General features: G+C 66.6%; 14 protein-coding genes. 10 read left to right on the top strand and 4 right to left on the bottom strand.

Annotation, left to right across the window (positions count from 1 at the left end; translation table 11 throughout):
- Window positions 1–7 precede the first annotated feature (7 nt).
- A complete protein-coding gene (locus CAL19_RS15200) occupies window positions 8–979 on the bottom strand; it encodes a thymidylate synthase (protein ID WP_094797263.1) in 972 nt (323 codons plus the stop codon).
- A 29-nt stretch (window positions 980–1,008) separates the two neighbouring features.
- Window positions 1,009–1,449: an OsmC family protein gene (locus CAL19_RS15195; protein WP_026638833.1), complete on the bottom strand. Its 441-nt coding sequence runs from the start codon at window positions 1,447–1,449 to the stop codon at window positions 1,009–1,011.
- A 112-nt stretch (window positions 1,450–1,561) separates the two neighbouring features.
- Between CAL19_RS15195 and coq7 the strand changes: the two genes are divergently transcribed.
- The 10 genes from coq7 (at window position 1,562) to CAL19_RS15145 (ending at window position 14,295) form a co-directional block, all read left to right on the top strand.
- Complete coding sequence (gene coq7 / locus CAL19_RS15190) at window positions 1,562–2,239, top strand: 2-polyprenyl-3-methyl-6-methoxy-1,4-benzoquinone monooxygenase (RefSeq protein ID WP_026638832.1); 678 nt, start codon at window positions 1,562–1,564, stop codon at window positions 2,237–2,239.
- Between the two features lie 679 nt (window positions 2,240–2,918).
- Complete coding sequence (locus tag CAL19_RS15185; protein WP_026638831.1) at window positions 2,919–4,013, top strand: MraY family glycosyltransferase; 1,095 nt, start codon at window positions 2,919–2,921, stop codon at window positions 4,011–4,013.
- 101 nt (window positions 4,014–4,114) lie between these two features.
- Window positions 4,115–5,389 (top strand): Vi polysaccharide biosynthesis UDP-N-acetylglucosamine C-6 dehydrogenase TviB, encoded by a 1,275-nt coding sequence (gene tviB, locus CAL19_RS15180; RefSeq protein ID WP_026638830.1) that lies wholly within the window; start codon window positions 4,115–4,117, stop codon window positions 5,387–5,389.
- Window positions 5,390–5,398: 9 nt separating this feature from the next.
- Window positions 5,399–6,424, top strand: a complete 1,026-nt coding sequence (locus CAL19_RS15175) for an SDR family oxidoreductase (protein WP_026638829.1) — start codon at window positions 5,399–5,401, stop codon at window positions 6,422–6,424.
- A gap of 6 nt (window positions 6,425–6,430) precedes the next feature.
- Complete coding sequence (murJ, locus tag CAL19_RS15170) at window positions 6,431–7,792, top strand: murein biosynthesis integral membrane protein MurJ (RefSeq protein ID WP_094797262.1); 1,362 nt, start codon at window positions 6,431–6,433, stop codon at window positions 7,790–7,792.
- Window positions 7,792–8,928, top strand: a complete 1,137-nt coding sequence (locus tag CAL19_RS15165; RefSeq protein WP_094797337.1) for a glycosyltransferase family 4 protein — start codon at window positions 7,792–7,794, stop codon at window positions 8,926–8,928. The genes murJ and CAL19_RS15165 overlap by 1 nt, the downstream gene beginning before the upstream one ends.
- 42 nt (window positions 8,929–8,970) lie before the next feature.
- Entirely contained in the window at window positions 8,971–10,899 is a 1,929-nt protein-coding gene (asnB, locus tag CAL19_RS15160) for an asparagine synthase (glutamine-hydrolyzing) (RefSeq protein ID WP_094797261.1), read from the top strand.
- A complete protein-coding gene (locus CAL19_RS15155; RefSeq protein ID WP_094797260.1) occupies window positions 10,896–12,011 on the top strand; it encodes a glycosyltransferase family 4 protein in 1,116 nt (371 codons plus the stop codon). The genes asnB and CAL19_RS15155 overlap by 4 nt, the downstream gene beginning before the upstream one ends.
- Window positions 12,008–13,168: a glycosyltransferase family 4 protein gene (locus CAL19_RS15150; protein ID WP_094797259.1), complete on the top strand. Its 1,161-nt coding sequence runs from the start codon at window positions 12,008–12,010 to the stop codon at window positions 13,166–13,168. Before CAL19_RS15155 ends, CAL19_RS15150 begins: the two co-directional genes overlap by 4 nt.
- On the top strand, window positions 13,165–14,295 hold the full coding sequence (locus CAL19_RS15145) for a glycosyltransferase family 4 protein (protein ID WP_094797258.1): 1,131 nt from the start codon (window positions 13,165–13,167) through the stop codon (window positions 14,293–14,295). The genes CAL19_RS15150 and CAL19_RS15145 overlap by 4 nt, the downstream gene beginning before the upstream one ends.
- 42 nt (window positions 14,296–14,337) lie before the next feature.
- Here CAL19_RS15145 and pgi read toward each other — a convergent pair whose 3' ends face one another.
- Together pgi and CAL19_RS15135 are read right to left on the bottom strand one after the other, a co-directional pair.
- Window positions 14,338–15,897 carry a glucose-6-phosphate isomerase gene (gene pgi, locus CAL19_RS15140; protein ID WP_026638822.1) on the bottom strand — a complete coding sequence of 520 codons (1,560 nt, stop codon included), beginning with the start codon at window positions 15,895–15,897 and terminating at the stop codon, window positions 14,338–14,340.
- Between the two features lie 17 nt (window positions 15,898–15,914).
- On the bottom strand, window positions 15,915–17,315 hold the full coding sequence (locus tag CAL19_RS15135; RefSeq protein ID WP_026638821.1) for a phosphomannomutase/phosphoglucomutase: 1,401 nt from the start codon (window positions 17,313–17,315) through the stop codon (window positions 15,915–15,917).
- Window positions 17,316–17,409: the final 94 nt, after the last annotated feature.

Here is a 17,409-nt window from a genome sequence, read left to right as displayed (position 1 = left end):
TTGCGGCTCAGACGGCCATGGGAGCCGTCAGGGGAGGGTGGTGCCGGTAGCCTTCGAGCGCGAAGTCGCCGGGCTCGACCCGCTCCAGCCATTCGGGTTCGTAGCGGCCCGTGACGGCGTGATCGGGAATGCGGTCGGACAGCACCAGCCTGGGCGCCTCGAGCGGCTCGCGCGTGAGTTGTTCGCGCAGCATCGGCAGGTGGTTCTCATAAATATGCGCATCGCCGATAAAGTAAGAGAACCAGCGCGGCGTGTACCCCGTGAGCCTGCCCACCAGGTGCAGCAGGGCCGCGCCTTCGGTCAGGTTGAACGGCGTGCCCAGCCCCACGTCGTTGGACCGGATATACAAGCACAGAGAGATCTCGCGCGTGGATGCGTTGGGCAGGAACTGGTACAGCAGGTGGCAGGGTGGCAGGGCCATTTCTTCGATCTGGGCCCAATTCCATCCGTGAAACAGAATGCGCCGGTCTTGCGGCGTGCGGTGGATGGCGTCCAGGCATTGCCGCAATTGGTCCACCGCCTTGTACAGCAGCACGTGCGGCGCGCTGTTTTCATTGATGTCGGCAACCTTGGCATAGCCCCGGTCGAGCGCGTCCTGGATTTGCGCGCCGCGGGCCAGCGGCAGCAGCTTGTAGGCCGGCCAGCGCCGCCACTGCACACCGTACACCGGACCGAGGTCGTCGGGCCCTTCGCGGTACGGGTTGGCAAGCCAGGCGGCGTTTTCGTTGGCGTTCTGGTCCCATACCTTGCAGCCCAGGTCGCGAAAGTCTGCCGCGCTGCGCGCGCCGCGCAGAAAGCCCACCAGTTCTCCTACCGCGGATTTGAACGCCAGCTTCTTGGTGGTGACGGCGGGAAAGCCCTGCTGAAGATCAAAGCGCAGCGCGGCGCCCGGCAACGACAGGGTGCGGATGCCAGTGCGATTTTCCTGCCACGAGCCGTGGTCGAGAATGGACTGGACGAGCGAGAGATATTGTTTCATGGCAATGCGTCCGCCGAAGGCGGACCGGCTCAGGCAGCCTGCGGTTCCTGGGTATCGACGATATCGACCGAAAAGCCGAGCTCGGCGGTTTTCTCGAGCATGGCAGAGGCCGAGCAATATTTTTCGTGCGACAGCTGCACTGCGCGTTCTACGGCCGCGCGTGGCAGGTTGCGGCCGGTGACCGTGAAAGCGAAATGGATGCGGGTGAATACTTTGGGGTCGGTCTCGGCGCGTTCGGCAGACAGCTTGACCGTGCAGCCCGTGACGGCGTGGCGGCCACGCTTGAGGATGAGCACGACGTCATAGGCGGTGCACCCGCCGGTGCCCGCCAGCAGCAGTTCCATGGGCCGGGGAGCCAGGTTGTGGCCGCCGCCCTCGACCGCGCCGTCCATGGTGGCTATGTGGCCGCTGCCGGTGCTGGCCACGAACAGCATGCCGTCGGGGCCGCCCCAGTTGATGGTGCATTCCATGCGTAGTCCTTGAACTTGAAGGCAAACAAGTACGGATAATACCCGTTAGCTACAATCCCTGATGGAGAGCCCCGCCCTGCAGCAGGGTGGTCGTAACCCCAGGAGTCTATTCATGCCCGCAGCCAATCCGTCTTCCGGTTTCACGCCTTTTTCGCGCCGGCGCGGCCCGCTGGACCCCCTTATCGCCGAGGTCGACCGTGCGCTGCGCGTGTTGTCCGGAACCGCCTCGTCGGCACGGCCCTATCCGGCCACCGCACCCGAACCCCAGCCTCCGCTTACCGACGCGCAAAAGCGGCACGCCGCCGGCCTGATGCGGGTCAACCATGTGGGCGAAGTGTGCGCCCAGGCGCTGTATCGGGGCCAGGCGGCCGCCTGCCGCGAAGCGTCGGTCAGCAAGCTGCTGCAGCAAGCGGCTTCCGAAGAGGTCGATCATCTGGCGTGGTGCGCTCGCCGCCTCGATGAGCTCGGCAGCCGCCCCAGCCTGCTCAACCCGCTGTGGTATGCGGGGTCGTTTACCCTGGGGGCCCTGGCCAGTGTCGCGGGCACCGCCCGCAACCTGGGTTTCATGGCCGAAACCGAACGGCAGGTGGAAGCGCATCTGGACGGGCACCTGCGCAGCCTGCCCGAAACGGACGAGCGGTCGCGCCAGATCGTCACCCAGATGAAGGCCGACGAAGTCCAGCACCGCAACAGCGCCGAGCAGGCCGGGGGCGTGCCGTTGCCGGCGCCCGTGCGGGCCGCCATGCGGGCGATGTCGCGCGTCATGACCTCTACCGCCTACTGGGTCTGACGAGCCCGCGCCGGCCAGAGTTGACTGCTGCAATGCAGCAGCAACCCCGCGCGGCACTCCATGCGTCGCCGGCCACTTGCGCTAAGTCTTTGAAAAATCTAGGGTAACCCCGCAAGGGTTTACCCTTTTTCATCGCCCGAATCGCAGCATATTTGCCTGCTGAGCCACCGTTGGGCCCCGTTTTGCGGCGACGGCACAACATTGCGGGATCAACGATAAAAGAATCTTGCATCGCACAAAATTATGCGCTACGATTCAGTCATGGATGTTGAAAACGCAGCGGCGCGGTGCCAAACCCCGATGCGTAGCGGTCGAACCTGATGCAGTGTTCACCCCAGCATGCCAAGGTTGTCTCCTCCACCCTCCTCCTTTGGTGGATTTAGCCCGAGATCGCAAGATCTCGGGCTTTTTTTTGCCTGGGATTGGTGTGTCCCTATTTATGGTCCATTGTGGCGGCAGGGTAGGCGACCCGCGTCGGATATTAAGTGTTTACCCTTAAAATCCCATGTAGTAATACCGGGGAAACAATTACAATGAATTTCTCTGCGGGGGGCGCATGCGTCCGCCGTTACGTTCTGTGTGGGGGACTTGCACTTGTTTAGGTCTCTCATATAGGGCGGTTACACGCGCTCCCGATAATGTCGAGCTACATGAAATTCGACCCGACTAAGGTGTTTCCGTGACCTGGCTGTACATCTGCGTGGCGGCGTTCACGGTGGGGGGGCTCATCGTGGCATCCGAGCGTTGGCATGGCGCCTTCACTGGCGACAGCGACCTCAGCAAGCCACAGGCATCCCATACGCGCGCCACACCGCGTGTAGGCGGCTTGGCCGTATTGGCGGGCTCGCTTGCCGGATTGCTGGTGCTGGGCCCCAGCAACATGACGCTCACTTGGCTGTGGCCGGCATTGTTTGTCGCCGTGATGCCGGTTTTCGTGGCGGGGCTGCTCGAAGACATTACCAAGGACATCGGCGCCAGCAAGCGCCTGCTGGCCGCTTTTCTGTCGGCCGCCATTGCGTGGTGGCTGCTGGGCGGCGTCAGCCGCGTGGGCATCGCGCCCGTCGACTGGGTGCTGGCGTTCTGGCCGGTGTCGCTGCTGTTCACTATGTTCGCGGTCGGCGGCTGTACCCACGCGCTCAACATCGTCGACGGCATGAATGGCCTGGCGGGCATGGTGGCGACGCTGATGGCGGTGTCCATCGCGCTCGTGGCGCTGCAGGTGGGCGACCTGCCCATTTCGATGATCGCCGCCGCCCTGGCGTCGGCCACGGTGGGGTTCCTGGTCTGGAATTTCCCTTTCGGACGCGTGTTCCTCGGCGATGGCGGGGCGTATTTCCTGGGCTTCATGCTGGCCGAACTGGCCGTGCTGCTGGTGGTGCGCAACCCGTCGGTGTCGCCGTTCTACGCGCTGGCGGTGCTGTTCTATCCTGTATTCGAAACGGGGTTCTCCATCTGGCGACGCCGCTTCAAGCGTGGCGTGCCGGTAGACCAGCCGGACGCCCTGCACTTGCACCAGCTGGTGTTCCGGCGCCTGGTGCGGGTCACGTTCAGCCGCCGGCGTCGCCATGCGGTGCCGGCATTGTGCAATGCGCTGGCCTCGCCCTATATGTGGGTGCTGGCGCTGATCGGCCTGGTGCCGGCCACCATATGGTGGGACAACGCCTGGATCCTCTGCCTGAGCCTGGGCGTGTTCGCTGCCGCCTACATCTGGCTGTATGTGCGTCTGGTTTCCTGGCGCCGGCCGGGCTGGCTGCTGTTGCCGCGCGCGCACTGAGCCGTGCCTGGACACCCTGCAGCGGGCCTGCGAGCCGTGTTTACAATTCCCCATTCCTATCTTGAACGCCGTGCACCGATCGCGGCAAAGGGAGAGCTATCTTGCATATCGATGAAGTGAAACTTGCCGTGGTGGGCCTGGGCTATGTCGGGCTGCCGCTGGCCGTAGAGTTCGGCAAGAAGCGTCCGGTCATCGGCTTCGACATCAACACCAAGCGCATCGACCAACTGAAGGCGGGCCACGACCACACGCTCGAGGTCGACGACGCCGAGTTGGCAGAGGCCAGGCATCTTGCCTACACGGCCGACCGCGCCGAACTGGGCAAGGCCAACGTGTTCATCGTGACGGTGCCCACGCCCATCGATCAATACAAGCAGCCCGACCTTACCCCGCTGGTCAAGGCCAGCGAAACCATCGGCTCGGTGCTCAAGCGCGGCGATATCGTCATCTACGAATCCACCGTGTACCCCGGCGCCACCGAAGAAGACTGCGTGCCGGTGCTCGAACGCGTGTCGGGCCTGAAATTCAACGAGGACTTCTACGCCGGCTACAGCCCCGAGCGCATCAATCCGGGCGACAAGGAACACCGCGTCAGCACCATCAAGAAGGTCACGTCGGGCTCGACGCCCGAAGTCGCGGACCTGGTCGATGCGCTGTACAACGAGATCATCTCGGCCGGCACGCACAAGGCATCGAGCATTCGCGTGGCCGAGGCGGCCAAGGTAATCGAAAACACGCAGCGCGACGTGAACATCGCGCTGATCAACGAACTGGCCCTGATCTTCAACAAGATGGGCATCGATACCGAGGCCGTGCTGAAGGCGGCGGGCACCAAGTGGAATTTCCTGCCGTTCCGTCCGGGCCTGGTGGGCGGGCATTGCATCGGCGTCGATCCGTATTACCTGACGCACAAGGCGCAGGCCATCGGCTACCACCCCGAGATCATCCTGGCCGGGCGCCGGCTGAACGACGCCATGGGCAGTTATGTGGTGTCGCAGCTGGTCAAGTGCATGACCAAGCAGCGCATCCACGTGCAGGGCGCGCGCGTGCTGGTCATGGGCCTGACCTTCAAGGAAAACTGCCCCGACCTGCGTAATACGCGTGTCGTGGATATCGTGAAAGAATTGGGCGACTACAACGTCGACGTCGATGTCTACGACCCCTGGGTCGATCCCCAGGAAGCCGTACACGAATACGGCATCACGCCGGTGGCCCGGCCCGAAGACGGCCAGTACGATGCCATCATCCTGGCGGTGTCGCACAACCAGTTCGTCAAGATGGGCGCCGCGGCCATCCGCAAGCTGGGCAAGGCCAAACATGTGCTGTACGACCTGAAGTACGTGCTGTCGCCCGAAGAATCCGACCTGCGCCTGTAAGGAGCCCGCATGAGCGATCGCTACGCAAGCATCCGCCAGGACCTGCGCCAGTCGCCGCGCAAGTGGCTCGTTACCGGGTGCGCCGGCTTCATCGGCTCGAACCTGCTGGAAACGCTGCTCGGGCTGGACCAGACGGTAGTGGGGCTGGACAATTTCGCGACCGGCCACCGACGCAACCTGGACGAGGTGCGCAGCGCGGTAGAGCCGGCGCAATGGGCCCGCTTTACCTTTCTGGAAGGCGACATCCGCGACCTGGACGCCTGCCGGCGGGCCGCCGATGGGGTCGACTATGTGCTGCACCAGGCGGCGCTGGGCTCGGTGCCGCGCTCACTGAACGATCCGATCACCACCAACGAAGTCAACATCAGCGGTTTTCTGAACATGCTGGTGGCCGCGCGCGACGCCAAGGTCAAGACCTTTGTCTACGCCGCCTCCAGCTCCACCTATGGCGACCATCCCGGCCTGCCCAAGGTCGAGGACACCATCGGCAATCCGCTGTCGCCGTACGCCGTGACCAAATACGTCAACGAGCTGTATGCCGACGTTTTCACGCGTTCGTATGGCACGGCCAGCGTGGGCCTGCGGTATTTCAACGTGTTCGGCAAGCGCCAGGATCCGGACGGCGCCTATGCGGCCGTGATCCCCAAATGGACGGCCGCCATGATCCGCGGCGATGACGTGGTGATCAACGGCGACGGCGAGACCAGCCGGGATTTCTGCTTTGTCGAGAACGCGGTGCAGGCCAACCTGCTGGCCGCGCTGGCGCCGCAGGATGGCCTGAACCAGGTGTACAACGTGGCGTACAGCGGCCGCACCACGCTGAACGAGCTGTTCCGCTACCTGGCCAAGGCGTTGGCCGGCCAGGGTGTGAAGTACGACAAGCAGCCCGTGTATGCAGATTTCCGCGCGGGCGACGTGCGTCACTCGCAGGCCGATATCGGCAAGGCGGGACGGCTGCTGGGCTACCAGCCGGCCTACGATATCCTGCGCGGGCTGGAAACCGCCATGCCTTGGTATACGCAGTCTCTGCGTTAGCAATTTTTGAAAGCGCTCATCCGCCGCTTCAACGCCATCCACCCGGATCATCAACGCATTTTCCGCGGCGCTTTCCGGGTGGCGGTCTTTCTGGTGCTGGGCAAGGCCGCCGGCGCCCTGAAGGAAATGGCAGTTGCGTACCGCTATGGCATCAGCGATGCCGTGGACGCGTACCAGTTCACCATGACCATCGCGAACTGGCTGCCCGCCACCATCGTGGGGGTGCTGGGCGTGGTGCTGATTCCGGTGCTGGTGCGGCTCAAGCGCAGCGAGCGGGCCGATCGCGAACACTTCATACGCGAATTGCAGGGAGCGGTGCTGGCAGGAGGGCTGGCGCTGGCTGCGCTGACCGCGCTGGCCTGGCCCTGGGTGTTGCGCTGGCTGGGCAGCGGCCTGTCCGGGCCGGTTGCCGCCATGAGCACGCAGCTGCTCTACGCTTTCGTGCCGGTGACCGTGCTGTTGCTGATGGCCGGAATAAGCGGCGCCCGTCTGCGCGCGCACGAGCGGCACGTCAACACGCTGCTCGACAGCATGCCCGCGGTAGTGACGCTGGCGTGGGTGATGCTGGCCGCCGTGTCCGCCGACGACGTGGGCCCTCTGTTGTGGGGCACGCTGGTGGGCTATGCCATCCAGGCGGTGTGGCTGGCCTGGCTGGCTGCCCGCGCCGACAACGGTTTCTGGGGGGCGCCGGTGCTGACACTGCGCTCGCCGCACTGGCCCGAACTGATGGGCGCGGCAGGCGTGATGCTGGTGGGGCAGGTGGCCATGAGCTTCGTCGGGCCGCTCGATCAATACACGGCGGCCAATCTGGGCGATAACGCCAACGCCACGCTGGGATATGCCGCCCGCCTGCTGTCATTGCTGCTGGGCATCGGCGCGGTGTCGGTGGGGCGCGCCGCGCTGCCGGTGCTGGCCGACGTGCAAAGTCGCGGCGATGCGCAACGCGCTCGCGTGATGGCGCTGAAGTGGTCGGTGCTGATGGTGGGCGCCGGCGCCGCAGTCGTGGCGGTGGCATGGCTGCTGGCGCCCTGGGGCGTGGCGCTACTGTTCGAGCGAGGCGCTTTCACTGCCGAAAACACCCAGGCAGTGGCCCAGGTGCTGCGCTGGGGGTTGCTGCAGTTGCCGTTCTATTTTGGCGTGCTGATCCTGGTGCAGTTGCTGGCCAGCCAGAACCGCTACCGGGTCATGGCGCTGATCGCCGTGGCGAATTTCCTGCTCAAGGTCATCATGAATGCCATGCTGGCGCCCCGCATGGGCACCGCGGGCATCATGCTGGCCACCAGCCTGATGTACGCCCTGTCGTTCGCCTGCTATATGGTGGCGGCATGGCGGCCGCACGAGCCGTCTCCACGCAAAGAGAGCGCATGATGCACACGCCCCACGACGCCGCGCGCGTGCTGATCTTCATTCATTCGCTGCATGGCGGCGGGGCCGAGCGCGTGGCCGCCGACCTCAGCGCGCATTGGGCGCAGGCAGGCTGGCACGTAATGGTCGCCACGCAGGCCGATGCCACCAACGACGCCTATACGCTGCATCCGGCCGTGCGGCGCGAGGTGCTGCATACCGAAGGCGCTGGTGGCGGGTTGCGCGGCCTGCTGGGCAACCTGCGGCGTGTACGTGTGTTGCGTGGCGTCATGCGGCAGTTCCAGCCCGATATTGTGCTGGCCATGATGACCACCGCATCGGTGCTGGCGGTGATGGCTGCCCGGGGGCTGCCCTGCAAGGTGATCGCCACCGAACATACACACCCGCCGTCGCAGACGCTGTCGGGCCTGTGGCAGCGCCTGCGGCGCTGGACGTATCCGCGCGCGGCGCGGGTGGTGGCCCTGACCCAGGGCACCGCCGACTGGTTGGCACGCCATGTGCCGGGCTCGCGGCTTGCGGTGATTCCCAATCCGGTGCAATGGCCCCTGCAGCATGCCGAGCCCGTGCTGCTGCCGCCGCCCTCGCCGGGCCGGCGCCGCCTGCTTGCAGTGGGGCGCTTGCACCGGGACAAGGGATTCGACCTGCTCATCCAGGCGTATGCACGCATTGCGGGCAGGCATCCGGATTGGGATCTGGTCATCCTGGGTGAAGGCGGCGAGCGCCAGAGCCTGCAGGCAATGGTCGATGCCGCGGGGCTGCAGGCGCGTGTGTCGATGCCTGGCCGCGTCGGCAATGTGGGCGACTGGTACCGCAGCGCCGATCTGTATGTGCTCAGTTCCCGGTTCGAGGGGTTGTCGAACACCTTGCTGGAGTCTTTGGCCAGCGGGCTTGCGGCGGTATGTTTCGATTGCGATACCGGGCCGCGCGAAGTGGTGCGCGATGGTGTGGATGGCCTGCTGGTGCGGCCCAACGGCGATGTGCCGGCCCTGGCGGCGGCCCTGTCGGGGCTGATGGGCGATGACGCTGCCCGGCAGGCGCTGGCCGCGCGCGCCATCGAGGCCCGCGAACGGTTTTCGGCGCGGCACGTACTGGGCCTGTGGCATGAGCTTTTCGACGATGTGCGCAAGCCGGGGCGCTGACAGCCTTGCCCGGTACAACTCATATAAGCGCGAGATATCAATATGTGTGGAATAGCCGGAATCTGGGGGCCACTGCAAGACAAAGAGCAGGTGCTGGCCGATAGCTGCCGCCGCATACGCCATCGTGGTCCGGATAGCCACGGCCTTTGGGCGGACCATGGCGCCGGGCTGGCCCTGGCCCATGTACGGCTGGCCATCCTGGACCTGACCGAGGCCGGCCACCAGCCCATGGTTTCGGCCTGTGGCCGCTACGTGCTGGTGCTCAATGGCGAGATCTACAACCATCTGGAATTGCGGGCACAGCTCGCGCAGGCCGGGCAGGCGCCCGACTGGCGCGGCCATTCCGACACCGAGACCGTCCTGGCGGGGTTCGCCGCACTGGGTGTCGAGGCGACGCTGCAGGCCGCGGTGGGCATGTATGCCATCGCCTTGTGGGACCGCGAGCGGCGCACGCTGACGCTGGCGCGCGACCGCATGGGCGAAAAGCCGCTGTACTACGGTTATACCGGCGCCAACTTCGTGTTCGCATCGGAATTGAAGGGGCTGATGCCCATTCCCGGCTTCGGGCGCGACCTGAACCGAGCCGCGATGGCTTCGCTGATGCGCCACAACTACATCCCGGCGCCGCAGTCCATTTACGAAGGTATCTACAAGTTGCCGCCGGGCACCTGGCTGCAGCTGGGCGAAGCCGAGCTGCAGGGCCGCCGCCTTGCCGAACCGCGCGTGTATTGGTCTGCCTTGCAGGCGGCCGACCAGGGCCTGCAGGCGCCGGCCGCCTATGCGACCGATGCGCAGGCCACGGACGCTCTCGAAGCCATGCTGTCGCAGGCCGTGCGCGGGCAGATGCTGTCCGACGTGAGTCTGGGGGCGTTTCTGTCAGGCGGCATCGACTCGTCTACCATCGTGGCGCTGATGCAGGCGCAAAGCCGCCAGCCGGTGCGCACCTTCGCCATCGGTTTTCACGAGAAAAAGTACAACGAGGCCGAGCACGCCAAGGCAGTGGCGCGGCACCTGGGCACTGACCATACCGAACTGTACGTGACAGCCGACGACGCGCTGGCGGTGGTGCCCACGCTGGCCGACATGTACGACGAGCCGTTTGCCGATTCGTCGCAGATTCCGACTTCGCTGGTGACGCGCATGGCGCGCCAGCATGTCACGGTGGCGCTGTCGGGCGATGGCGGCGATGAGCTGTTCGGCGGCTATTCGCGTTATTTTCGCGTGCGGGACTGGTCGCGCAAGTGCGAGCGCGTGCCGGGGCCCTTGCGCCATGCGATGGGCGCGCTGCTGGGGGCGTCTGCGACACTGCCCGGCCGCGGCGCCTGGCGCGGCAAGGTCGCCAAGCTGGGCGAATTGATGCAGGCCGATACGCGGGGCGAGTTCTACCGCCAGTTCGTGTCCTATTGGAAAGACCCCGGCCGCGTGGTCATCGGCGGGGTCGAGCCCGAGTCGTTGTTTGAACAGCCGATGCAAGGTTCCGCCTTCGACGTGATGATGAAGCTGGACTCGGTGACCTACCTGCCCGATGACATCCTGGTCAAGGTCGATCGCGCCGCCATGGCGGTAAGCCTGGAAACGCGTGTGCCCATGCTGGATCATCGGGTGTACGAGTTCGCGTGGCGCCTGCCCTTCGAATACAAAGTGCGCGGCAACACCGGCAAGTGGCTGCTGCGCCAGGTGCTTTACCGGCACGTGCCCCAGGCCCTGGTAGATCGCCCCAAGCGGGGCTTTGCCGTTCCGCTGGCCAGCTGGCTGCGCGGGCCGCTGCGCGACTGGGCCGAGGCCTTGCTGGACCCGGCCCGCCTGCGGCAGGAAGGCTGGTTCGAACCCGAGCCGATCCTGCGCCGGTGGCGGGAACACGTTTCCGGACACCGCAACTGGGACAGCCGCCTGTGGGGAGTGCTGATGATGCAGGCCTGGCTGGACCGCTATCACGCCGGCGAGGCCGGCGAACAGGATACCGATCGATGAAAATACTGCTGCTGGTCAGTTCCATGCACGCGGGCGGCGCCGAGCGCGTTGCGGCCACTCTGGTCAATGCCTGGACCGATCGCGGTGATACCGTCACCCTGGTGCCTACTTACTCGTCCAAAGGCACCTGCTTTTATCCACTGTCTGACGCAGTGGACCTGATCTGGCTGGCCGACCGCGCGGGCACGCGTTCCAGCGGCCCCATGGGCGCCTGGGTACGGCTGCGGGCGCTGCGCAGCCTGATCCGCGAAAAAGCGCCCGACGTGGTGGTGTCGTTCCTGACGAATGTGAACGTGGCCGCCATACTGGCCACGCGGGGGCTGGGCGTGCCGCTGATCGTGTGCGAGCGCACCAACCCGGTGGTCGAGCGCAGCACGGGCAAAGTATGGCGGGCGCTGCGCCGGCTGTTCTATCCCAGCGCCGACATGGTGACCGTGCAGGCCGAAGACACGGTCGAGCCGTTTGCGTGCCAGGTGCCGGGCATCAAGCAGCTCAAGGTCATTCCCAATCCGCTGCCGCCCGAGCTGCTCGATGCGCCGCTGGTCGACACGCGCGCGCCTGCGCCGCGCAAGCGCCTGCTCGCCATGGGTCGGCTGGCGCCTGCCAAGCAGTTCGACCTGTTGGTGGATGTGTATGGCGAGCTGGCCGGCGAGTTTCCGGAATGGGATCTGTGGATCTGGGGCGAAGGGCCGCAGCGCGACAGTCTGCAGGCTCGCATCGCCTCGGCCGACCTGGAAGGGCGGGTGTGCCTGCCCGGCCGGACCGCCGAACCCTGGGACGAGCTTTCCAAGGGGCATGCTTTTGTGTTGAGTTCGGCGGTGGAAGGGTTCCCCAATGTGCTGCTCGAAGCCATGGCGCTAGGCCTGCCCTGCGTGGCATTCGACTGCCCGAGCGGGCCGCGCGAGATGACGCGCGACGGCCAGGATGCGCTGCTGGTGCCCGCGGGCGATCGCGCCCGCCTGGCCGATGCGCTGCGCCAGGTGATGCGCGATGCGAATCTGCGCCACGGCCTGGGCGCGCGCGCGGCGCAGTCGGTGCGGGCCCGCTATGCGCTGCCGGCCGTGCTGGCCGAATGGGATGGCCTGTTTGCGGCCGTACGAGGCCGGCCATGACGCGGCCAGCCATTCTGCGTGTTACGCATGTCATTACCGGGCTGGGCCAGGGCGGCGCCGAATCGGTGCTGTTCCGGCTGGCCACTTATCCCGACCAGCGCGTGCGCCATACCGTGGTGTCGCTCACCGACGATGGCGTGTATGGCACGCGGCTGCGCCACGCGGGCGTAACCGTGCACACCCTGGACATGCCGCGCGGGCGCCTGACCCTGGGCGGCTTTCTGGCGCTGCGGCGGTTACTGGCGCACGAACGCCCCGATGCGGTGCAGACGTGGATGTACCACGCCGACCTGATCGGCGGGCTGGCCGCGCGGATGGCGGGGGTGCGGGCGGTGGCGTGGGGCATACGCAACTCGGGCGCGTACCTTGATCGCAGCAGCCGATCGGCGCGCCTGGTGCTTAAGTTGTGCGCGCGCCTGTCGGGATGGCTGCCGCGCGCCGTGGTCTGCGCAGCGCGGGATTCCGCGGTGCGCCACCAGCAATACGGTTACCGCCCGGATCGGCTGGTGGTGATTTCCAATGGCTACGACTTGTCGCGCTTCCAGCCCGACGCCGAGGCCGGCCAGCGTATGCGCCGTCTGTGGCAGGTGCCCGATGGCACGCCGCTGGTGGGCTGCGTGGCCAGGTGGGATCCGCTTAAAGACCACGCCAATCTGCTGGGCGCGCTCGCTGCCCTGGTGCGCGACGGGCGCGACCGCGGCATGCATTGCGTGCTGGTGGGCCGCGGCATGTCGCCGGGCAACACCGAGCTGGCCGGGCTGATCGAGCGCCATGGATTGCGCGGCCGTGTGCTGCTGGCCGGGCCCAGCGACGATGTGCCCGCGGTCATGAACGCGCTGGACCTGCACGTTTTGTCCAGTTGCGCCGAAGGGTTTCCCAATGTGGTGGCCGAGGCCATGGCCTGCGGCACGCCTTGCGTGGTGACCAATGTCGGCGACGCCGCGCATATCCTGGGCGACACGGGCCCCGTGGTGGCGCCCGAGCAGCCCGAAGCCCTTGCGCAGGGCATCGCCGCCGCGCTGGACGACGTCGCCGCGCGCGGCCGTGCGGCAGTGGGCGCGCCCGGGCGCGCGCGCGTGCTGGCCGAATTCGATCTTGCCAAGATGGTGGCCGCCTACGAAGCCGTATGGCGGCGCATCGCCGGAGCTGACGCATGAGCCAGCCCGCTCGCTTGCTGTTCGTGGTGAACAACCCGGCTTTTTTCCTGTCGCACCGGCTGCCGCTTGCGCTGGCGGCCCAGCGGGCCGGCTACGACGTGCATGTAGCCACCATGGCGGGAGACAGCGTGCCGCGCATTGCCGCGCATGGCCTGACGCACCATGTCATTCCCATGACTCGCAGCGGCAAGCAGCCGCTGCAGGAGTTGCGCACGATATGGTCGCTGTGGCGCCTGTTTCGCCGGCTGCGGCCGGCCCTGGTGCACCTGGTGACGATCAAGCCGGTGCTGTACGGCGGCATCGCCGCGCGCATGGCCGGCGTGCCCGCCATGGTGTCGGCCATTTCGGGGCTGGGTTTTGTGTTCGTGGCCCAGGGAACCAAGGCGGCGCTGGTGCGGCGCGTGGTGGCCTGGCTGTACTGTCGGGCCCTGGGCCATCGCAACAGTCGGGTGGTGTTTCAGAACAGCAATGACCGCGACACGCTGCGCGGCCTGGGTGTGGTGCGCGACGAGCAAGTCGTAATGATCCGCGGGTCGGGCGTCGACCTGTCCGCTTATCCGGCGATGCCTGAGCCGGCGCCGCCGATTATCGCGCTGATGGTCGCGCGCCTGCTGCGCGACAAAGGGGTGCTGGAATTCGTGGCGGCCGCCCGGATATTGCAGCAGTCTGGCGCCGGCGTGCGCATGCGGCTGGCGGGCGGCATCGACCCGGGCAACCCGGCGTCGGTGACGCAGGCCGACGTCGATGCCTGGCATCGGGAAGGCTGCATCGAGGCGCTGGGCGAACGCAGCGATATTGCCGATCTGTATGCGGCCGCGCATATCGCGGTGCTGCCGTCGTATCGCGAGGGCCTGCCGCGCTCGCTGATCGAGGCGGCCGCATGCGGCAGGGCGGTGGTTACCACTGATGTGCCGGGCTGCCGCGACGCCATCGAGCCCGATGAAACCGGCCTGCTGGTGCCGCCGCGCGATGCGCAGGCCCTGGCCGACGCGATTGGCCGGCTGGCAAGCGACGCCGATCTGCGTCAGCGGCTGGGCCGGGCCGGGCGCCGGCTGGCCGAAAACGAGTTCGATATTGAAGATGTGTGCCGGCGGCACCTGGATATTTATCGTACGCTGCTCGCGTAGCCGCGGCAGGGCGGGCGCCGTGCCGGGCCGGCGCCGACGAGTTCAGCGGCGCGCCAGTGATTCGATCCAGTACCGCGTTGAAGGATCCTGGTCGGCGCCATCGGAAGGCGAGTCGAGCTCGTGGATGATGCGCTTGGCGAGGATCTTGCCGAATTCCACACCCCATTGATCGAATGGGTTGATGCCCCACAGCGCGCCTTGCGCGAACACCTTGTGCTCGTACAGCGCCAGCAGGGCGCCTAGCGAATGGGCGTCCAGCCGCGGCAGTACGATCAGGGTCGAAGGACGCCCGCCCGGATGCACGCGGTGGCGGGCCAGCATGTCGGCGCGGCGCGCATCGGACTCGACGGCGCGCGTTTCCTGCAACGCTTCTTCGTACGACTTGCCGCGCAGCAGTGCCGAGCGCTGCGCGAGGCAGTTGGCGATCAGCATGTTGTGATAACGCGCGTAGCCGTGGTCGGGCTGGGCGCAGATGATGAAGTCCACCGGCGCTCCGGTGGTGTCCTGGTGCAGCCACTGGAAGAAGGTGTGCTGGCAATCGGTGCCCGGCATGCCCCAGACGACGGGTCCGGTGGGCACGCCTACCGGGGTACCGTCGCGCGTGGCCACCTTGCCCAGCGATTCCATGTCGAGCTGCTGCGCCCAGGGAACCAGGTGCAGCAGGCGCGAATCGTACGGCGTGATGGCCAGCGTGGCATAGCCCAGCACGCTGCGATTGGCGATGCCTGCCAGCGCCATCTGCAGCGGCGCATTATCGCGAGGCGGCGCCTGCAGGAAGTGTTCGTCCATGGCGGCGGCGCCCGCCAGTAACTGGTCCAGCGTGTCGCATCCCAGCGCAAGCGCAATCGGCAGGCCGATGGCAGACCACAGCGAATAACGCCCGCCCACCCAGTCCCAGAAACGGAATACGCGGTCCGGCGAGATGCCGAAGTCGAGCGCCGCGTCGACGTTGGCGGTGACGGCGACAACGTGCCTGACCGGGTCCGCCACGCCCGCGTCGCGCAGCCAGTTCATGGCCACTTCGGCGTTGGCCAGCGGTTCGGTGGTGGTGAACGACTTGGACGCCACGATGACCAGCGTGCGGTGCGGGTCGAGCTGGCCCATGGCATCCGCCACCGCATGGGAATCGACGTTGGATGCGAACTGGATGTTGCGCCGCAGGCCGCAATGCCGCAGCGCGCGCGTCACCATGCGGGGGCCCCAGTCGCTGCCGCCGATGCCCAGGTGCAGGATGTCGGTGTAGGCGCCGGTCTGGTCCAGCTCGCGCACGAACCGTCGCACGCGTTCACGCTCGGACAGCACGTCCTGGGCCACGGATGGCGGCGGGTTGGCCGCGCGCAGCGCGGTGTGCCAGGCCTGCCGGCGTTCAGTCCAGTTGGCCTCGCCGCCGTCGTACAGCTGCGCGCGCGCGGCGTCGAAGTTCTGTTGGGCCAGCAGGTCCTGCGCGGCGCGGTCCAGCGCTTCTGACTGCGCCTGGGCCGTAAGGTCGACGCGCAGGCCGGCCGCCTCGATGATATGCAGGCGCTCGCCGTTGCGCGACGCGGTCTGCGCCGCCTGGGCAAAAGCCAGCCACGCGGGGCTGGTCGGCAATGTAGTAGGCATGGTGGCAGATGTGGCTATCAGAAGGGCAAAGTCATGCCGGGGGCGAGCCGCAGCAACTCGCGGCGGAACTCGTCTTTGATGCGCGCTAGCGCTTCGGGCGTATCGGCCTCGAAGCGCAGGACCACCACCGGCGTGGTGTTGGAGGCGCGCGCCAGCCCGAATCCGTCGGCATATTCGGCGCGCACGCCGTCAATTGTGACGATGTCCAGCGCGCCGTCGAAGCGGGCCTGTTCGCGCAGCGCCTGCACCAGTTTGAAGGGCTCGCCTTCGGCCATTTCAAGCTTGAGTTCCGGCGTGGACAAGGCCTGCGGCAGGGCCTCGAGCGGCTCGGACGCGTTGGCGCTGCGCGCCACGATTTCCAGCAGGCGCGCGCCAGTGTACAGGCCGTCGTCAAACCCGTACCAGCGTTCTTTGAAAAAGATGTGGCCGCTCATTTCGCCAGCCAGGGGCGCGCCGGTTTCGGCGAGTTTGGCCTTGACCAGCGAATGGCCCGTCTGCCACATCAGGGGCTGGCCGCCGGCCTCCTGGATGGCCAGGCCGACGTGGCGGCTGCATTTCACGTCATAGATGATGGTGCTGCCGGGGCAGCGTTGCAGCACGTCGCGCGCGAACAGGATCAACTGGCGGTCGGGCCAGATGATCTGGCCTGACTTCGTGACGACGCCCAGGCGGTCGCCGTCGCCATCAAAGGCCAGCCCCAGTTCGCAATCGGTGCGCGCGACATGGTCGATAAGGTCCTGCAGGTTGTGCGGGTCGGCCGGGTCGGGGTGGTGATTGGGGAAAGTGCCGTCAACCTCGCAGTACAGCTCGTCTACCTGGCAGCCCAATGCGCGGAACAGCTGCGGCGCGACCGCGCCCGCCACGCCATTGCCGCAATCGATCGCGATCTTGAGCGGCCGCGCCAGCTTCACGTCGCCCGCGATGCGCTGTATATATTCGCCCACCAGATCGAGTTCGCGGCGGCTGCCGCGCGGGCCGGCCGGGTCGGCTTCGTCCTGTGTGGCGGCATTCATGGCGTCGCGCAGGGCCAGCACGCCGTCTCCGTACAGCGCCTTGCCCGCCATCATCATCTTGAAGCCGTTGTATTGCGGGGGGTTATGGCTGCCCGTAATGGCGACCCCCGAGCCCGTGCCCTGGGTATGCGCCGCGTAGTAGACCAGCGGCGTGGGGACCTGGCCGATATCGATGGTGTCGATGCCGCCGTCACGTATCCCTTCTTGCAAAGCGTGCGCCAGTCCTGCGCTGCTCAGCCGTCCGTCCCGGCCCACCACCAGGGCGGTGACCCCTTGTCGGCGGGCCTGGTCTGCAAGCGCGCGGCCCAGGGTACGGGCAAAACCATCGTTCAGCGGCTGCGGAACGGTGCCCCGGATGTCGTAGGCCTTGAAAACTGCATCGGGATAACGGACGGGTGCGTTCAAGTGAACTCCTTGGATGACTGAGCGCGGCAGCGCCGACCGGACGGCCGCGCAAGATGGATTATCCCCGATTCGCCGTTCGCGCGAGGCGCAGCCC

The sequence above is a fragment of the Bordetella genomosp. 7 genome (assembly GCF_002261265.1).
In the GTDB taxonomy this organism is placed as follows: Bacteria; Pseudomonadota; Gammaproteobacteria; order Burkholderiales; family Burkholderiaceae_B; genus Bordetella_A.
This window is presented reverse-complemented; position numbering and strand designations above follow the sequence as displayed.

Excerpts from the sequence above, each read along its gene's own strand:
- coq7 (WP_026638832.1), top strand. The coding sequence starts at position 1,562 with ATGCCCGCAGCCAATCCGTCTTCCGGTTTCACGCCTTTTTCGCGCCGG.
- CAL19_RS15165 (WP_094797337.1), top strand. The coding sequence starts at position 7,792 with ATGCACACGCCCCACGACGCCGCGCGCGTGCTGATCTTCATTCATTCG.
- asnB (WP_094797261.1), top strand. The coding sequence starts at position 8,971 with ATGTGTGGAATAGCCGGAATCTGGGGGCCACTGCAAGACAAAGAGCAG.
- CAL19_RS15150 (WP_094797259.1), top strand. The coding sequence starts at position 12,008 with ATGACGCGGCCAGCCATTCTGCGTGTTACGCATGTCATTACCGGGCTG.
- CAL19_RS15200 (WP_094797263.1), bottom strand. The coding sequence starts at position 979 with ATGAAACAATATCTCTCGCTCGTCCAGTCCATTCTCGACCACGGCTCG.
- CAL19_RS15155 (WP_094797260.1), top strand. The coding sequence starts at position 10,896 with ATGAAAATACTGCTGCTGGTCAGTTCCATGCACGCGGGCGGCGCCGAG.
- CAL19_RS15195 (WP_026638833.1), bottom strand. The coding sequence starts at position 1,449 with ATGGAATGCACCATCAACTGGGGCGGCCCCGACGGCATGCTGTTCGTG.
- CAL19_RS15145 (WP_094797258.1), top strand. The coding sequence starts at position 13,165 with ATGAGCCAGCCCGCTCGCTTGCTGTTCGTGGTGAACAACCCGGCTTTT.
- CAL19_RS15175 (WP_026638829.1), top strand. The coding sequence starts at position 5,399 with ATGAGCGATCGCTACGCAAGCATCCGCCAGGACCTGCGCCAGTCGCCG.
- pgi (WP_026638822.1), bottom strand. The coding sequence starts at position 15,897 with ATGCCTACTACATTGCCGACCAGCCCCGCGTGGCTGGCTTTTGCCCAG.